This window comes from Fischerella sp. (assembly GCF_013388695.1).
GTDB lineage: Bacteria > Cyanobacteriota > Cyanobacteriia > Cyanobacteriales > Nostocaceae > PCC9605.
The window spans coordinates 1-18,804 of the sequence record NZ_JACAEU010000035.1 but is presented as its reverse complement, the minus strand read 5'-3'; the positions used below and the strand labels follow the sequence as shown (position 1 = coordinate 18,804).

Annotated in this window: 14 protein-coding genes and 1 pseudogene; 11 read left to right on the top strand and 4 right to left on the bottom strand. The window is 43.5% G+C overall.

What is annotated here, in order from left to right; genetic code table 11:
* Positions 1-151 precede the first annotated feature (151 nt).
* Entirely contained in the window at positions 152-400 is a 249-nt protein-coding gene (locus HXY43_RS06060; RefSeq protein WP_290881174.1) for a UPF0175 family protein, read from the top strand.
* A complete protein-coding gene (locus HXY43_RS06055; protein ID WP_290881171.1) occupies positions 397-891 on the top strand; it encodes a DUF3368 domain-containing protein in 495 nt (164 codons plus the stop codon). Before HXY43_RS06060 ends, HXY43_RS06055 begins: the two co-directional genes overlap by 4 nt.
* 270 nt (positions 892-1,161) lie before the next feature.
* On the opposite strand, the gene HXY43_RS06050 is transcribed toward HXY43_RS06055, so the two are convergent.
* Both HXY43_RS06050 and HXY43_RS06045 read right to left on the bottom strand, forming a co-directional pair.
* Positions 1,162-1,416: a YlcI/YnfO family protein gene (locus tag HXY43_RS06050; protein ID WP_290881169.1), complete on the bottom strand. Its 255-nt coding sequence runs from the start codon at positions 1,414-1,416 to the stop codon at positions 1,162-1,164.
* Positions 1,417-1,645: 229 nt separating this feature from the next.
* Positions 1,646-5,278: an NACHT domain-containing protein gene (locus HXY43_RS06045; protein ID WP_290881166.1), complete on the bottom strand. Its 3,633-nt coding sequence runs from the start codon at positions 5,276-5,278 to the stop codon at positions 1,646-1,648.
* 209 nt (positions 5,279-5,487) lie between these two features.
* Here HXY43_RS06045 and HXY43_RS06040 point away from each other — a divergent pair, with 209 nt between their 5' ends.
* The 5 genes from HXY43_RS06040 (at position 5,488) to HXY43_RS06020 (ending at position 9,608) form a co-directional block, all read left to right on the top strand.
* Positions 5,488-5,727, top strand: a complete 240-nt coding sequence (locus HXY43_RS06040) for a glutathione binding-like protein (protein WP_367161464.1) — start codon at positions 5,488-5,490, stop codon at positions 5,725-5,727.
* Positions 5,728-5,771: 44 nt separating this feature from the next.
* Positions 5,772-6,677, top strand: a complete 906-nt coding sequence (locus HXY43_RS06035) for a pyridoxamine 5'-phosphate oxidase family protein (RefSeq protein ID WP_290881164.1) — start codon at positions 5,772-5,774, stop codon at positions 6,675-6,677.
* Between the two features lie 205 nt (positions 6,678-6,882).
* Complete coding sequence (locus tag HXY43_RS06030) at positions 6,883-7,386, top strand: hypothetical protein (RefSeq protein WP_290881162.1); 504 nt, start codon at positions 6,883-6,885, stop codon at positions 7,384-7,386.
* A 9-nt stretch (positions 7,387-7,395) separates the two neighbouring features.
* Positions 7,396-8,172 carry a MinD/ParA family protein gene (locus HXY43_RS06025; RefSeq protein ID WP_290881160.1) on the top strand — a complete coding sequence of 259 codons (777 nt, stop codon included), beginning with the start codon at positions 7,396-7,398 and terminating at the stop codon, positions 8,170-8,172.
* A gap of 5 nt (positions 8,173-8,177) precedes the next feature.
* Positions 8,178-9,608: an AAA-like domain-containing protein gene (locus HXY43_RS06020; RefSeq protein ID WP_290881157.1), complete on the top strand. Its 1,431-nt coding sequence runs from the start codon at positions 8,178-8,180 to the stop codon at positions 9,606-9,608.
* A 296-nt stretch (positions 9,609-9,904) separates the two neighbouring features.
* On the opposite strand, the gene HXY43_RS06015 is transcribed toward HXY43_RS06020, so the two are convergent.
* Positions 9,905-10,141, bottom strand: coding sequence for a CTB family bacteriocin (locus HXY43_RS06015; protein WP_026732692.1), 237 nt, complete (start codon positions 10,139-10,141; stop codon positions 9,905-9,907).
* 301 nt (positions 10,142-10,442) lie between these two features.
* Positions 10,443-11,471 (bottom strand): alcohol dehydrogenase catalytic domain-containing protein, encoded by a 1,029-nt coding sequence (locus tag HXY43_RS06010; protein ID WP_290881154.1) that lies wholly within the window; start codon positions 11,469-11,471, stop codon positions 10,443-10,445.
* A 731-nt stretch (positions 11,472-12,202) separates the two neighbouring features.
* Here HXY43_RS06010 and HXY43_RS06005 point away from each other — a divergent pair.
* From HXY43_RS06005 to HXY43_RS05990, 4 genes and pseudogenes are all read left to right on the top strand, one after another.
* Positions 12,203-13,150: pseudogene (locus tag HXY43_RS06005) on the top strand (PAS domain-containing protein); the annotation flags it as partial.
* On the top strand, positions 13,124-15,691 hold the full coding sequence (locus tag HXY43_RS06000; protein ID WP_290881210.1) for a PAS domain-containing protein: 2,568 nt from the start codon (positions 13,124-13,126) through the stop codon (positions 15,689-15,691). The pseudogene HXY43_RS06005 and the gene HXY43_RS06000, both read left to right, overlap by 27 nt.
* Positions 15,688-16,134, top strand: coding sequence for a response regulator (locus HXY43_RS05995; protein WP_026732695.1), 447 nt, complete (start codon positions 15,688-15,690; stop codon positions 16,132-16,134). Before HXY43_RS06000 ends, HXY43_RS05995 begins: the two co-directional genes overlap by 4 nt.
* 151 nt (positions 16,135-16,285) lie before the next feature.
* Complete coding sequence (locus HXY43_RS05990; RefSeq protein WP_290881150.1) at positions 16,286-18,553, top strand: response regulator; 2,268 nt, start codon at positions 16,286-16,288, stop codon at positions 18,551-18,553.
* Positions 18,554-18,804: the final 251 nt, after the last annotated feature.

The window sequence follows — 18,804 nt, the reverse complement described above, 5'->3', positions numbered from 1 at the left end:
GAGCGATCGCGAGCGTAAAAATACAACAGATTTCTCAATTAATCAGGGGTGTACAGCCTCATAACAAAGGCGATCGCGAATTACATAGCTTGTGAGTTAGTGGGCGAGCAATGAGCTACCCTAAAAATATGATCGGTGAGGCCATCCTGCTATGAGTGTTATAATCTCAGACGAAATTCTGCAAGCATCTGGGCTTACCCCTAGTGAGTTTCGCCAAGAGATTGCATTATACCTTTTCCAGACAGGTCGCTTAACCTTGGGCTATGCCAGTCAACTAGCGGATATGCAACCAAATAACTTTCGCCAACTCCTTAAGCAGCGCAATATCCCGCTCTATTCCTACGACGTTGAAGACTTTGAACTTGACTTGAAGAACCTGCGGGAGTTGGGACGACTTTGATTGTCATCAGCGATACATCGGTTATTACGAATTTAGCAGCAATTCAGCACTTGCACCTTTTGCCCCAACTCTACAAACGAGTCACCATTCCTGAAGCGGTATATCGTGAACTCGCAGACATTGATCCTCCCGTTCCAGGAAGCCTCGAAGTTCAAGCCGCTTCCTGGCTTGAAGTTAGACAAGTTGTGAATCGTAACGCTGTTAAACGGCTTCAGCACGAAGTAAAGCTAGATCCTGGAGAATCTGAAGCGATCGCCCTTGCCCTAGAACTCAATGCCGATTTACTGTTGATTGATGAGCGTCGCGGTAGAGCAGAAGCCAATCGCTTGGGGTTAAGGATTACTGGGTTGCTGGGTATTTTGGTTGAGGCTAAACACCAAAATCTCATTGTTGCTATCAAGCCGTTAATGGATACTCTGATTGCTACGTCCGAGTTTAGAGTATCTTCAGCTCTATACAATCAGATTTTAGAGATGGTGGATGAAGCATGATGTCCAAGGGGGTTGAGGGCAACTGCGTTGGCACGGCACAATAACTAGTTATGCCGCTTAAGTCTTCGGAGCGTTCAGGATTAAGTTACGTGAGGTTGCAGCGATCAAGACCGAGTTGTTCTTTGCAGTGAGCGATCGCGAGCGTAAAAATACAACAGATTTCTCAATTAATCAGGGGTGTACAGTCTCATAACAAAGGCGATCGCTTCTGATGTTTGTTCATCTGGGCAGAGGTACTTCATCATCACACTGGTATCGATACACAGTGCCTCAGTCACGTCTACCTTCTCCTTCGCGCAGTTGACGAATCAGCGGTACTGGATCGGGATGAACCCCGGTGCGCTGTTTGACCTGCTCTCGAATGGTTTGAATTTGTTTGTGGGCTGCCCAAGAACTACGCCACTTCATTTCTTTTTCCAGCGCTTGAACGACTAGATCGTTGAGAGATTCATCGTCTCGCTTCAATGCCCGGATTTTCTGAAGCAATTCCGCTGGGAAGCGAATCGTTAAGGCTTCACGTTCCATGATTACACCTCATGCAACCAAATAATGATACCATATTATATAACCATTTGAAATTGGGTAAACAATTCGCAGAAGTAATACACGCTCAGGTTGAAATGAGCGGCGATCGCTTCCGTGGTCAAGGTTGAGTTATTCTTTGCAGTGAGCGATCGCTCCTACGTTATCTCCTTGAACCAATAATCTCCGTGGCTTTTAGACCGGAGAGTGTCAAAAAGACAACTCTCTATCGCTATTCCACCACTGCACCCAGCGCCTGCAAAGTCAAAATCGTCGCCTCTGTTAACCCTTTCACACCAGTAATATTCATTCCCTCATAAAGTCTTTTCGTTCTCAACATTCTTATACACTCCCCCGTCTTCACATCCCAAACCCTCACCGTTTGGTCTTGTGAACCACTGGCAACAAATTGCCCATCTGGACTAAAAGCCACAGCAGACACTAAATGAGTATGTCCAACGCAGATATGGCGACATTCTCCAGTTTTTACATCCCAAATTCTCACTGTCTGGTCATGGGAAGCACTGGCAAGAGTCTGCCCATCAGGACTGTAAGCTATGGAAAAAACCCAGTTTGTATGTCCTGTGAGACTTTTCAGACATTTTCCTGTCTGCCAATGCCAAAGTTTAATTGTTTGGTCTGTGCTGCAAGTCGCTAAGGTCTGACGATCTGGGCTAAAGATCGCAGCGTAAATCCTGGCATCATGAGCTGCTAAAGTTTGCAGATGACCAGTTTCACAATTCCACAATCTCACAGTTTGGTCAGCACTGGCACTGGCGAAAATTTTTCCGTCTGGACTAAAGGCGATCGCAAAAATTTTATCTCGATGACCAGTAAAAGTTTGCAGACATTGCCCGGTGTGCCAGTTCCACAGTTTAATCGTACAATCAGCGCTACCACTAGCAACCATCTCACCTTGGGGGTGAAAAGCCACAGTATAAGCCCAGTCTGTGTGTCCTTGTAAAATTTGCAAACATCGCCCTGTGTTCACATTCCACAATCGCACTGTGGCATCGGTGCTAGCACTAGCTAATATATCTCCATTGGGATGAAAAGCCAGCCCGTAAATAAAATCTGTATGTCCTTGTAGAGTTCCCAGACATTTGTGGGTTTGCCAGTCCCATAGTTTCACAGTTTTATCATTGCTACCACTGGCAATAATTTGCCCATTGGGACTGAATATAACAGGCAGCGCCCAATCGGTGTTGCCGTACCAAGTTTTTAAACATTGTCCATTGCGATAATCCCATAACCGCATAGTTTGGTCTAAGCTGACACAAGCGATGGTTTGATTATCTGGACTGAAAGCGACACAACAAACTTCATTGGTTTGTCTGTGTAGTGTTTTGATACAGGTGTGGGTATGACAATCCCAAAGTTTCACAGTATGGTCGCCACTACCACTAACTAGTATTTCTCCTTGGGGGCTAAAAGCAACTGCATAGACGCTGTTGGTATGTCCGGTGTAAGTTTTAATGCATTTACCTGTGTGATAATTCCAAAGTTTAATTGTGCGATCGCCACTCCCACTGGCTAAAGTTTGCCCATCTGGACTAAATGCTACTGAACGCACCCAACCTTGATGTTCTGTGAGTGTTTTTAAGCACTTGCCTGTAGCAACATCCCATAACTTAATTGTGCGATCGGCACTACTACTTGCCAAAGTTTTGCCATCCGGACTAAAAGCAACACAACGCACCCAATCTGTATGTCCGGTCAGCGTTTTCAGGCAAATACCATCACGGATATCCCAGAGTTTGACTGTGCGATCGCCACTAGCACTGGCTAAGGTTTGACCATCGGGACTAAATGCTACGGAAAATGTCTCATGATTATGTCCAATCAACGTTTTTATACAAACACCATCAGCGACATTCCAAAGCTTAACTGTGTGGTCTGCACCACAACTTGCTAAAATTTCTCCATCTGGGCTAAACGTTACAAAGCGTACCCAGTTGGTGTGACCCTGACAAATCAACAATAATTTTCCTGTTTTCACCTCCCACAGACGGACATGACAGTCGGTGTCGCACGTTGCTAAAAGCTGACCGTCTGAGCTAAAAGCAGCAGACAAAATATTACCTAGTGTTTCAGTAAAAACACATGATGATAAATCTGAGCCTGCAAAATTAACATCATGCAAGTTTACATCCTGAAGATAAGCTTGCCAAACAGTTAGATAGGAAAAGTCATAGCCGCTTAAATCAACCTGTGCTTGATGCAGAAGATTAAGTGCATTTCCCCCTGCATATCCCATTTCTTGGGGTGATTTTCCTCGGAGGTGGGAGAGAATTTGACTCAGACAACTAGCAATATTTTCAGGACTATTAAGTTGTGCGATCAATTCATTCACAATCGGTTGAAGGATCAGACCAGTTTGAGTTTCTCGCACATAATCCTTGGTTTGCGCTTTCATTAAAGCATGACTTCTAAAAATGGCTATTTTATGGCTGACTATCTCTTGACTAACTTGCTCAATTAATTGGTTAGTTACATATTCCATCACCACAGGTTGTTGAGTAAAGCTACTGGCACTTTTTTCAATTAGCGATCGCCTTTGCAAAGAATTGAGCGATTCCAACATTTCACGGGATAGGACATTAGTAACAAAATCTGCTTGTAGATCCCGCAATGAAACTGGTTCGCGATTGATGGCTAACCAGTACATAATCTCCCGTTCTAAATTTGTGAGACGATCAAACTGTTGATTGAGTAAGTCGCGGATATCGTCGAAGACAAACGCACTTTGCTGAGAAATATCTAAAAACTGCGAAATATTACCATCAAAAAAATCTCCGATCGCAGACGCTACAATTTTGAGAGCCAGAGGATTACCACCATAGCGGGAAATCAAGATTTGCCATTGGGCATCTGTAGCCGTAAACTTTCCTTTGACATTAAATAATGAGCGTCCTTCATTCTCTGGTAAACCTGTAAGTTGCAGAGAACGTACAGGCAAAAGTTCACCCTCGAATTGAGATAGTCCTTTCGGTTTTTCCCGTGAAGTCAACAGCAGACAACTTTGGTGTGAAGTTTCAGCGATACAGCGAAAAAGTTGACCGTAACCTTCGTATCCAGGACGATAACTACCAGTGCGATCGCCCGCCTGTAAAATTGATTCAGCATTATCCAGAATCAACAGACAACGCAACGAACGTAAATATTTTAGTAACAGCGAAATTCTGCCTTCTAAGTTAGCTGGTAAATTTGTTTCCTGCTGTCCGGATAAAAACTGAATCAACTCAGCCAAAATATCTTCAACTGGGGGAGCATTGCGAAGACTCCGCCAAATTACATAATGTAGAGAAGCAACATGTCGCGTCTCTACAACAATTTGTTGCGCCAGCTTGACAGCCAAAGTGGTTTTACCAATTCCACCCATCCCCAGCAGCATCACCAAGCGGCAATTTTCTTGCACAATCCACCGTTGAACTGTGTTTAATTCTTCTGCACGTCCATAAAAAATTGAGACATCAGGCGCTTCGCCCCAGTCTGTGTGAGGAGTGGAGGACGCGGGGACATAGGGACGCGGGGACGCGGAGAATAACTGTTGACTCTGTACAGACGTGCCATGGCACGTCTGTACAACTTTTGACTCCTTCTCTGAAACTTCTTCCCAACTCAGTCCCAAAACTTGGCAGTAGGCTTTAAACGCCTCAGCATTAATTGGGTATTTTCCTGCTAAGAAGCGCTTCCAAGTTCCTTCTGAGATGCCTAAAGCCAGAACTCCTTGTTCTTGCCAACAGACTCCTAAAATTTCACTAGCTGACTGAATCCATCTAAAATCATCGACAGACCACCCTTTTGCAATTCTGGCTTGCTTAATTTTTGCTAGTCCCTGTTGAGAAGCTTTGAGAGTAGCCACTATATTTTCTAAGCGTCCTATTTTATACGTATTTTTTATAGGTATAAATATCGCAGAACTCAAACATGATTTGCAATAACATATTAATAAATTTTTGCCTAGATCAGTTTTATTTGTCTTGGCGATCGCAAAACTGATCTGGAGCAAATAAGGTTACATCATCAAAAATTGAAAATTGAAAATAGTATTCATATTCATGCAGTGGCTGAATATACTGGGTATATTTTACTAGCATTAGAAGTAAGCCAGTTCTTCAGATCATGAACGAACACTTGCAAAATAGAACATGGTTGGAACTTGAACATCCAACAATTGCTGATATTGCTTGCTTTGCCTATATCGGATTAGCACCAGAAGGCAAAGTTGATTTAGAACCTTATCCCAGTGTAATTGCTTGGATTGATCGGATAAAACAACTACCAAGATATGTAAATATGCCCGGATTGTAAGCAATCCAAAATCCAAAATCTAAAATCTAAAATCCAAAATCCCAATGTCTTTTCATTCTGGAGAAATTGCAGTCCAAACCCAAGCGGGAGTGCGAGAAGAAGCACAACGTTTGTGTAGTCTGATCGGTAATGTCATTAAACCAGCTGCTCAAGAATTTCTCCACACCCAGCAGTTGGTTATTGCTAGTACAGTAGACACGGAAGGTAGAGTTTGGGCATCCTTGCTCACAGGAAAACCTGGTTTTGTGCAAGTGTTAAACCAGCAGGTTTTACAGATTGATGCATTTTTCTTATCAGATGATTTACTGTATCATAACCTGCACAATAATCCACAAATCGGTCTACTTGTAATTGATTTAGTAAACCGTCGGCGTTTACGTCTCAACGGCAAAGCAGAGATTCAGCCAGGAGGTAAGATCAAGGTCAATATTGAGCAAGCTTTTTTTAATTGTCCCAAGTATATTCAAGTGCGTCACTTAGAAACAGGGATGACAGAATCTCTAGAAAACCCTGTAATCTTCACCAGAGAAGCTTTGAATCAGACAGATAAATACTGGATTACCCAAGCCGATACTTTTTTCATTGCTAGTTCCCATCCAGAAGTTGGCGCAGACGCATCTCACAGAGGCGGATATCCAGGGTTTGTGCAAGTTGTGCATAGTAACAAGCTAGTGTTTCCCGATTACGCTGGTAACAATATGTTTCAGACCTTCGGTAACTTGGCTGTGAATGCAGGTGCAGGTTTATTGTTTATTGATTTTGAAGAGGGACATACTCTGCAATTAGTTGGTAAGGCAGAGGTGATTTGGGATGCAGAGCGATTAAGTGATTTTGCTGGAGCGCAGCGTTTAGTTGAGTTTGAGGTAGAGCAAATTTTGGAAACCCGAAATGCTACTCCTTTACGCTGGCGGTTTAGTGATATCCAGACACAGTTCAGAAACACAGACTGAAATTATCTAGTCTTAGGCATTTTAGTCAGCTTATACCATATATTTATTCTTTTGTCAAGACCAGTTTTTCAGCCCTGATCTACTCCAAACTGATCTTTCGCCAAGTCAGCTGATAGAGCGATCCTAGAAAAGATGGAAGGATGAAAAGATAAATTCCTTCGGTCAGCACGCTCCTACACTGGCTTTAATGACAATGGAGTGGATCATGTCCGAAAATCCTGTTTACATTGGCATCGAAACTACTGCTCACTCGACGATACAGGCAAACGCTAATGCAATTGCCTGTATTCTCGCGTTCAATGGTTTCATGGATGTGGCGAATAATCTGCTTATACCTTTACCCTCTAAGCAACTCCAAAAAAAAATCAGGAGACATAGGGTAAAACAAAAGGCTCAGTCTCAGTCACAAGAGACGAAAAATAGATTACAAGCAGAAATTGCCACACTGAAGCAAGAATTGGCTGCTTTAAAGCAGGAAAAGGCTGAATTGTCAAGCTTGCTCGCTATTACGACTAAGCACAAATCACCAGAGGCACTGTGGCAGAGTGAAGAATTGTTGAGACGCCAAATGCAGGAGATGCAGATTGAGATCGATTTAAATCAAGTAGCACGCCAGGTAGCTGAGATTACTAAGACTGATTATTTTCAGCAGTTACAAATAGAAGTTGAACACCTCCGGAATTCAGAAGTTGCTGACGATAGTTGTTAGAGGTGTCTTATGTCTAAAATTATTGCTATTCATTCTTTTCGGGGCGGGACTGGTAAATCTAACTTCACAGCAAATTTAGCAGTGGCGATCGCTCAAAAGGGAAACCGAGTTGCTGTAGTGGATACTGATCTTAAGTCTCCTGGTATTCATGCCCTATTTAGTACTGATGAAAGTATCACAAGCAATACCTTAAATGACTATTTATGGAATCGCAGTTCAATTAGTGACACAGCCTGCGATGTCAGTTCTCATTTAGGAATAGAGGGTAAGGGCAGAGTTTTCCTGACTCCTTCTAGTATAAATGCTGATGAAATCGCCAGGATTGAGTACGAAGGATACAACGTTAGTCTACTTAATAGTGGATTTCGGCGCTTGATCGAAGAATTGGAGATAGACTACTTATTCATCGATACTCACCCTGGTCTTAGTCGAGAAACTTTATTATCTATCGCTATTTCTGACCAGTTAATTGTGATTTTGCGCCCAGATCGCCAAGACTTTCAGGGAACGGCAGTTACAGTTGATGTTGCCCGTCAGCTCAAAGTCCGCAACATGATGCTGGTCATCAACAAGACACCAATCAAGATGGACTTTTCAGCATTACAAAAAAAAGTAGAGAAAACTTATAAAATTCCAGTAGCAGGTATCTTGCCATTGTCGGAAGATATGGTGCAGCTGGGCAGCTGTGGACTGTTTTGCTTGCAATATCCAGACCATCCTTTGTCTGAGATGCTCAAACAGGTCGCGGAAAAAGCAATTATGGAAACTTGCCTAGTAATTAAGTAAGAAAAATGACAGATAGTAGTGGAGAACAAATTATACCTTTTGAACTAGCCTTGAAACTGGCGGATACGGCCGTTTTCGCCAAGACCTCTAGACATTTAAGAAATATTGAAGTTGCTGTTTTGCGGGGAGCTTGGTTAGGTCAGAAATATGACCAAATTGCGTTAGAAAGTGGTTACACTCCTGAATACATCAAGCATGATGTCGGGCCAAAACTGTGGCAGACCCTTTCATTTAGTCTGGGAGAAAAAGTCAGTAAAACTAATTTAATGGCAGTTTTAGCGCAGCGAGCAAGTCAGGAGGAAGACACGGGGAGACGGGGACACGGGGACGCGGGGAACTTCTGTGCGTCTTCTTTAGAATTAGAGCCACCAGTTGGACTAGTACCACTAGACTCTACTTTTTATGTAGAACGCCCTCCCGCAGAGTCACGCTGTTATGAAGAGATTATTAGACCAGGGGCGCTAATTCGCATCAAAGCGCCCAGTCAAATGGGTAAGACTTCTCTGATGGTCAGAATTCTAACCCATGCCAAAAAACAGAATTTTGATGTAGGGGATGATCTGGAAGTACACACCGTTGCACTCAGTTTACAGCAAGCAGATCGAGCAGTTTTCACTGACTTGGACAAGTTCTTGCGCTGGTTCTGTGCATCCATTACTCGCAAGCTGCACCTGTCACACCGAGTAGAGGATTATTGGAGTGAAACCTTTGGCAGCAAGAGCAACTGTACCGCTTACTTTGAAGATTGTTTGCTACCAGATATTAATGGTGTTTTAGTTTTAGCTTTGGATCAAGTTGATGAGGTGTTTTTACACCCAGAAATTGCTGATGATTTCTTTACGTTGTTGCGATCGTGGTACGAAGAAGCAGCTTATGGAGATAGCGGCAATCCTCTCTGGCAAAATCTGCGCCTGATTATCGTCCATTCTACAGAAGTCTATATTCCTTTGGATATTAATAAGTCTCCTTTTAATGTAGGACTGGCAATTGAATTACAGGCATTTACAACCAAACAGGTGCTTGATTTGCAACAGCGTTATGGATTGCACCTATTGGAGAGTGAAATATCTGAGTTAATGCAACTTGTTGCAGGACATCCTTATTTAGTGCAACAAGCTCTCTATCACCTAGCACAGCACGATCTAACTTTCAATCAGTTAGTACAAATGGCTGCAACAGATGCGGGCATTTATAGCAATCATCTGCATCGGCATTTACGTAATCTCCAAGAACACCCTCAATTAGCAGCAGCATACGAGCAGGTACTGAAGTCATCAAAACCTGTAGAGTTAGAACAACTTTTAGCATTTAAGTTACACAGTATGGGACTTGTTACTCTGCAAGGAAATCAGGTCATGCTCAGTTGTGAGTTATATAGACGGTACTTTAGTGACATCTTGCGGCAAGACACTACGCGTTTACAGCTAGATGTATAGGACAATACAGTTCAGTTAGCAGAACTTGATTATTGAAGATCCCCCCTAGCTCCTTAAAAAGGGGCTAGGGGGGATCGCAACGTTAACTGAATCGTATTGGGATCTAAGAGTTTGAAAATAGACCTTAGGAACTCTGCCTAAGAACATTAGACTTCTTGCAAAAGTAAATTTCATGCTGTTAGGGAATTTGATTAGTGGTTAATAAAAAAATGTTGATTACTAACAACTAACTACCCAAATTCAAGATGGTTTACTTTCGCAAGCGGTCTATTTAGTCTATTTAGTAATAACCCTTATTAATAACCCTTGCCGTAGTCGTTGCGATTATCGTTGTTGTTAACGTTGTTGTTAACGTTGACGTTGTAGTTTTCGTTGCGGTTGTAGTTGTCGTTGCGGTTGTAGTTGTCGTTGAAGTTGTAGTTGTCGTTGTAGCCAAGGTAGTAGCCAGGATATAAATGCATACCACCTGCCACAACGTCTAATTCCTGCTCAGACAACTCGATCGCTTCGTTGATGTTAATGTTTTCTGACATAATTTTGTCCTTTCTTTGTGAGATTTTTGAGTTTGATCAAGCGGAGGTTTATTACCCGTTGAATTTATTTTTTAGGGCGACCTCTGCTTTGTTCCATTTGGAACTGTATTCATCGTAGGTTTCCCACAAAGAATCGACCTCTGAAAAAGGTCTTAAATGTAGCATCAACGAATTATATACGTCGCATCAACGAATTATATACACTGCCTCTGACTTTCGTTGACTCATAAGCATCAATACCAGGGTCGCTGAAAATGTGCGATCGCAACTTCCCAGTATGTAGCTCCATGCTTCGTCAACGCTACGGAATCATCGCCACTTTAATTACCTTACGCGATCGCATGTCACAAAACACTGCCTCCAAATCTTTTAACGGGCGGTGTTCGCTGATTAATAGTTCAAACGGAATCTTGCGACTAGCAATCAGTGCTAGGGCTGCTCTCACAAACTCAGGAGTGTTGTGAAATACTCCTTTGAGGGTAAGTTCGCTATAGTGGAGTTGTTCTGTGTTGACGGTAATTGTTGTATCTCGCGGACAACCACCGAATAAGTTGACAGTAGCACCGGGACGGGCGCAAGCAATAGCAGTTTCCCAGACGCTAGGTAAGCCAGTGGCTTCAATCACCACATCTGCACCCCACCCATCTGTAAATTCTTTAACTACAGTGGGTATATCTGGTAATTGACGGTAATTAAATGTCTGTGCTGCACCGAGTTTTTTACCAATTGTTAGCCTGTCGTCATTACCACCAAACAGCAATACTTCTGCCCCCAGATCAAAAGCCAACTTGGCCACAAACATCAGTCCGATTGCTCCATCTCCCAAGACTATTACCCTATCTCCAGCTTTGACATTGGCACGGGCTACCCCATGCAGCACACAAGCCAAAGGTTCTGTGATTGCTGCTAATTCATAGGGTAAATCTTCTGGAATTGGCAATAAATTATGCTGGACAATCGGCGCGGGGATTTTTAAATATTCGGCAAAAGTACCATTATTCCAAGTCAAATTTGGACAGAGCGAGTATTCTTGGCGTTGACAAAAAAAGCAATTCATGCATGGCGCGGAATTATTAGCAACCACGCGATCGCCAACTTGCCAACCCGTAACACCTTCACCTACAGCTACTATGCATCCAGCGGCTTCATGACCAAAAAGAGTTGGAGGTTTGAGCATCTTGGCATGACCACCGCGACGCCACACTTTCAAATCTGTACCACACGTTGTTGCTACTCCCACCTGGAGCACTACTTCTCCTTTTCTAGGAGTGGGGTCAGCAACTTTTTCTAGACGTAAATTTTCTTTCCCGTAAAGTAAGGCTGCCAGCACAGCTTATAACCCATTAATTAGCGCCACCTGATTGTATCAAAGAATTACTAAGTGAACTAAACACCCTAGTCTTTAGAATGATTGCTCGGAAACAGGTAGGCGATCGCAGCCCAACCAGAAAATGTTAATAGACTTACTAAAAATGCGGTCAAGAAAATAACAGACATATCTGAGAGCAGAATTCAGTTTAATTTCTTGAGGTGTCAGAAAAATATGAGCAAGGACACTTTCAAGCTATCAACTGAATATGACGTAGTTATGAATGTGTTATGTCAATTGCTTGTATTTCATTAGCCAGATACCTGCAAACACACTCACCTGTGTTGGGGACGTGGAAGCCTGGTTTTTAAAAGATAATGGAGGAAACGGCACGTCACCCGGTAATGGGTAATTGTCAATGGGTAATCGGTAATAGTGAGTCAGCGCGCTGCGTGCGTCTACACCAGTCGCTCATGGGGCAGAACCTCGCCGTCGAGCAAGACTTGGGGCTTGTTTAGCAGGGAAAGCAACACACGATACAAGTAAATGAATCACCTGGTTTTTTGTTTAGCTTTTTAACAAAATTCTAAAAAAACTTATGTGAAAAACTAGTTTTACAGAAATCATTCAGTATTTTAAAAAATGATGAAGTAATGGTGCATTTAGTTTGCAAATATTAAGCAACCTGAAGTAGGCCGATTTTGGGTTTTACTATTTTGAAACTGGAAGATTGAATTGCTTCATTAACATGAATGAAAGCTCTACCTATTAATCAGGAAAGTGCAAGACTAACAGCCCTCCGTCATTATCAAATTCTTGATACTGAACCCGAAGAAGCTTTTGATAATCTTGCCCAGTTAGCAGCCCTTATTTGTGGAACGCCAATTGCCTGTATCAATTTCATCGATGAAAACCGTCAGTGGTTGAAGGCAAAAGTTGGTTGGGATGTCACAGAATTACCGCGTGATGTCGGGATGTGTCCCGCTTGCCTTCAGCAAGATGATGTTTTAATTATTAGCGATACTTTAGCAGATGAGGTATGGGCGAAAAACCCGGTAATCGCAGACCCTTACTATGTGCGATTTTATGCAGGCATACCCCTATTTACACCCGAGGGATACGCGATCGCCACTCTTTGTGTGATGGATAGTCAACCCCGACAACTAAATTCACAACAGGTAGCGGCCTTGCAGAAACTAGGTCGGCAAGTAACGATCCAACTGCAAATTAGGCAAGCAGAACAATACCAATCTAGCGGTAGAGCATTACCTATGACTGGGACACTCAGGGACACTACCCACTGTCAACGAGCAGAAGAACAACAGGCGATCGCCGAAGCAAGACTGCGTCACTTACTGACCGTTAGCCCAGTTGTGATGTATTCTTGCCAGCCAGACGGAGATTTTGCCACTACTTTTATCAGTGACAATATTACTTCTTTGCTGGGCTATGAAAGCCGTGAATTTCTCGAAGATTCTCAATTTTGGACTAACCATATCCATCCAGATGATGCTCCCCGTGTCTTAGCTGAACTCGCTACCTTATTTGAGCAGGAACACCTTACCTGTGAATATCGCTTTCAGCACCAAGATGGTAGTTATCGCTGGGTTCGAGATGAATTAACGTTAGTCCGAGATGCATCGGGTCAGCCTTTAGAAATAGTCGGTTCTTGGATTGATATTAGCGATCGCAAGCACGCAGAGGAAAAACTAGCTCAAAGCGAAAATCTGCGGCGCACCATAGTTGAGTCAGAACCAGAGTGTGTGAAATTGCTTGCCGCAGACGGTACGATACTGGAGATAAATCCTGCGGGACTGGCGATGATTGAAGCTGATTCTCCAGACCAAGTTCTTGGCAACTCAGTTTATCCGATTATAGCCCAGGAGCATCATCAGGCTTTTCAAGAACTTACGGAGAGTGTTTTTCAAGGTAAATCGGGAAGGCTGGAGTTTGAAATCGTTGGTCTCAAAGGCACTCGCCGCTGGCTAGAAACTCACTCTGTTCCCCTTCGCAGTGCTAAGCAAGAAATTATTGCCCTGCTTTCAGTTACTCGTGACATTAGCGATCGCAAGCTTGCAGAAGCAGCATTGCGCGAGAACGAACAACGGCTGAAACTAGCATTGCAGGCTTCTAAACTTGGTTCTTGGCAGTTCGATTTGCAAACAGGGGAGTTGTCTGCATCCAACCAGTGTAAAGCGAATTTTGGTCGAAACCCCGAAACAGAGTTTTCCTATGAACTGCTGTTTGAATGTATTCATCCTGACGATCGCGCCTACGTACGAGAGTCTGTCAGGCAAGCTTTGGAGCAAAAAATTGATTATGAGGCAGAGTACCGCAATATCTGGTCCGATCGCAGCGTGCATTGGGTGTTGGCACGGGGTAGCGCCATCTATGATACTGATGGTACGCCAGCTCGCATGATTGGTGTGACTCTGGACATAACTGAACGCAAACGAGCTGAAGAAGCCTTAAGAGCGAGTGAGGAAAGATTAAAGTTAGTAATAGATGCAACTAATGATGCTATTTGGGATTGGGATCTTGTTCAGAATAAATGCTTTTGGTCAAAACGGTTTTACCAATTCTTGGGTTTGTCACCCACAGAAGAAAAAAATTACTTTTATGAATCCCTTTATCCACTGGTACATCCCGAAGACCGAGAGCAATTTACGGAGTTACTCTACCAACATTTAGAACTCAACCAACCATATAAAATGGAACTGCGATTGCGCCGAGCCGATCGCACCTACAATTGGTTTTTCATTCGGGGCAAAGCAGTTCGAGATCCCAATGGTCGTCCGCTACGGATAGTGGGAGCGCTGAGTGATATCTCCGAACGCAAGCAAGCAGAAGAAGAATTAAGACAGCAAAACCAGCGATCGCAACTTTTGGCTGAAGTTGCTCTGAAAATTCGCCAGTCCTTGCAAACTGAAGAAATTCTCCAAACCACAGTTACGGAAATTCAAAAACTGCTGCAAACTGACCGAGTTATCATCTTTCGATTTGGGAGTGATGGTTTGGGAACAGTGGTACAAGAGGCAGTGGTACCTGGTTGTAGCTCGATTCTAGGACAAAAACTGTTTGACCCCTGCTTTCACCAAAATTATCAAGAAGCTTATCGTCAGGGGAGAATGAATATAATTCCTGATATTAGGTCAGAAAACGTTCATTCTTGCCATCGAGAATTTCTAGAAAATCTTGGTGTCAAAGCTCATATACTAGCACCGATTATCTTTAGAGATACACTTTGGGGCTTGCTCATCACCCATCAGTGTGTTCATCCCAGAACTTGGAGTAGCTGGGAAATCGAGTTAGTGCAACAATTGGCAAACCAAATTGGTATTGCCCTATCCAAAGCTCAATTATTAGAACAAGAAACCCGGCAAAGAGAAGAACTTGCTCGTTCCAACGCCGAATTAGAACAGTTTGCCTATGTTGCTTCTCACGATTTGCAAGAACCATTGCGGATGGTAACTAGTTATTTGCAACTGCTGGAGAGAAAATACAAAAGCCAACTGGATGCCAAAGCCGATGATTTCATTGCCTATGCTGTAGATGGTGCTCGCCGGATGCAAGTCTTGATCAATGACTTGTTAAGCTTTTCTCGCGTCAGCACCCGCGGTCAACCCTTTAAGCTTGTAAACTGCAATACTGTTTTGCAACAGGCGATCGCCAATCTCAAAATTGCGATCGCCGAAAGTGGTGCAGTTATCACCCACGATCAACCTCTACCCGAAATCATGGCTGACGCTACCCAGTTAGTGCAGGTGTTCCAGAACCTAATTAGTAACGCCATCAAATTCCGCAGCGAACTGACACCGCAAATTCATATTGGGGTAGCGAAGGCATCGGACAAGGGGCATTGGGCAATGGGCAATGGGCAATGGGCATCGGACAAAGGAAAAATCAGTACTTCAATCCCCAATCCCCAATCCCCATTGCCCCTAATCCCCACTTCCTGCGGTCGTGGTGGCCCCGAGTTCCCCAATCCCCCTACAGAAAACGAATGGCTCTTCTGGGTGCGCGATAATGGCATTGGCATTGAGCCGCAGTATCGCGATCGCATTTTCATCATCTTTCAGCGTTTACACGCCCGCGGCAAATATCCCGGTACTGGTATTGGCTTAGCAATTTGTAAGAAAATTGTCGAACGCCACGGCGGACGCATCTGGGTGGAGTCGGAAATCGGTAAAGGAACAACCTTCTACTTCACAATTCCGGATAGGATAGATACGCCATCATGAATATTTCAGCAGATTTTATGCCTATTGAGGTTTTGTTAGTAGAAGACAACCCCGGCGATGTAGAGTTAACCAAAATAGCTCTGGAAGATAGCAAAATTTCTGTTAACTTGAACGTAGTTGAGGATGGCGTAGAGGCGATTGCATTCTTGCGTAGAGAGGGAAAATATGCTAATATAATGCACCCTGATATTGTGCTGCTAGATTTGAATCTGCCCAAAAAAGACGGGAGGGAAGTACTGGCAGAAATCAAAGCAGATGAAAAACTCAGGCGAATTCCTGTGGTTGTGCTGACGACTTCTCAAGCTGAAGAAGATGTTCTTAGAGCCTATAATCTCTCTGCTAACTGCTATATTAACAAGCCCGTTGACTTCGATCAGTTCGTTAAAATAGTACAATCCATAGAAAGTTTTTGGTTTACGATTGTCAAGCTGCCACCGGAGTGAAGAGGGAAAGGGGGAATTGGGCATTGGGAATTGGGAATTGGGCATTGGGAATTGGTTTTATTACCTATGCTCCATGCCTCATCCCTCACGCCCCTGCCCTATGCCTTCTTCCTCCTACCTTCTTCCTTCTTCCTTCTTTGTTTTAACTAAAATGGCAGAACAACCTATCAAAGTTTTGTTGATAGAAGATAACCCTGGTGATATCTGTCTGTTGCAGGAATTTTTATCGGATGTCACCTCCGCACAGTTTCAATTAATTACCGTTGAGTGTCTGGATCAAGCGTTTGAATTTCTCAAGCAAGACAGCTTTGATGTGATTTTATTAGACCTCTCTTTGCCAGACAGTCAGGGGTTGGAAACTTTTATTAACATGCATCACCAAGCACAAGCTATTCCCATCATCGTGCTGACAGGCTTGGACGATGAAAATTTGGCTATTCGAGCCATGCAGGAGGGAGCACAGGATTACTTGGTTAAAGGGCAAGTAAATGGTGACTTGCTAGTGCGTTGCATGCGCTACGCAATTGAGCGACAACGGGTAGAAGAAGCATTACGCCAAAGCGAGGAGAGATTTCGAGTAGCACTCAAAAACTCTCCCATTGTTGTTTTTAACCAAGACAAAGAGTTACGGTATACCTGGGTTTATAACTCCTCTCCAGGCTTTATTAGTGAAGAAATTTTGGGTAAACGGGACTCAGATTTCATTGCCGCTAGCCATGCCCAACTGCTTTTGGATATCAAACAACGCGTCATCGCCACTGGAATAGGAACACGAGAAGAAGTATCGATTCATACTGCCCAAGGTACGCGATATTATGATTTGACAGTGGAGCCATTGCGGAATGAAGCACAAGAGGTAGTGGGCATCACCTGCGCCAGTATTGATATTAGCGATCGCAAACTTGCCGAAGAAAAAATCCGCGAACAAGCTGCATTATTGGATGTAACTACAGACGCAATTCTTGTGCAAGATTTAGATAATCGCATTATATTCTGGAACAAAGGCGCAGAAAATCTCTACGGTTGGCGTCCCCAAGAAGCTTACGGCAAAAAAGTAATCGAACTTTTATATATTGATGAACCTCCGCCGGAGGTAGAAACGGCACTTTTGACAGTTATTAGTAAAGGTCAATGGCAGGGCGAGTTAACAAGAGTAACTAAAAGTGGCAGAGAAGTTTTGGTTGCCAGCCGTTGGGCTTTAGTCTGCAAAGAAGACGGTACGCCGACATCTATTCTTACTGTTGATACCGACATTACCGAGAAAAAACAGCTAGAAACGCAATTATTTCGCGCTCAACGCCTAGAAAGTATTGGCACTTTAGCAAGCGGTATTGCCCACGACCTTAACAATATCCTGACTCCGATTCTAGCTGTAGCGCAACTGCTGCCACTCAAATTCCCCGATATTTACTCGTCGGAACATCAACATCTACTGGAAATACTCGAAGACAGCGCCAAACGGGGAGCAGATCTCGTCAAGCAGGTTTTGTCATTCGCACGGGGAGTGGAAGGCAAGCGCATAACTTTACAAGTCAGGCACTTGATCCGAGAAGTTGTCAAGATTGTCAGAGAGACTTTCCCCAAATCCATTGAAGTCTCTATGGATGTACCGAAAAACTTATGGACAGTTTATGGAGATAGTACGCAACTGCACCAGGTGCTGATGAATCTTTGCGTTAATGCCCGTGATGCCATGCCTGATGGCGGCACTTTGACTATTTCTGCCGAAAATCTGTTGATTGATCAAAATTATGCTCGCATGAACTTGGAAGCCAAAGTCGGGCCGTACACAGTCATTACGATCGCAGATACTGGAGTTGGTATACCCCCAGAAATTTTAGAGAGAATTTTTGAGCCATTCTTCACCACAAAAGAAGCAGGCAAAGGCACGGGGCTGGGGCTTTCTACAGTGATTGGCATTGTCAAAAGCCACGGTGGTTTTATCAATGTGTACAGTGAGATAGAACGCGGCACTAGCTTTAAAGTATACTTGCCAGCAGTGCAGGGAACAGAAACAGAACCCACACAACAATTAGAACCGCTGGCAGGCAAGGGAGAATTGATTTTGGTTGTGGATGATGAACCTGCCATTCAAGAAATTACCAGGGCATCATTAGAGACTCATAACTACAACACACTGATTGCTAGTGATGGCATTGAAGCGATCGCCCTATACGCCCAAAACCGAAATAAAATCAGTGCTGTACTGATGGATATGATGCTCCCGTCGCTAGATGGTTTAACTGCTATCCGTACCTTGCAAAAAATCAACCCAGAAGTCAAAATTATTGCCACTAGCGGACTCATGTCTAGCAGTAAACTCACAGAAGCATCCGCTGTTGGCATCAAAACATTTTTGTCAAAACCTTACACCGTCAAAGAATTATTGCTGACTTTACAGAAAGTTCTTAGTAGTTAGTGGTTGGTGGTTGGTGGTTAGTAGGGGCGGGTTTGAATAGATATCTCGTCTTTGGAAGCTCAAAAGTTTGATAGCTAAACCCGCCCGTACAGTGGTTGGTGGTTGGTTATTTCCAATGCCCAATGACCAATGATATCGATTCCGGCTGCATCGGAATGATATGCTAGCTTTAAGAGTCTCAAGGGTGCGAAGTAAGAAGTTATGCCTAAACGCCTAAATTTAGAGCCTCATCAAAGCGTGGAAGAATTGTT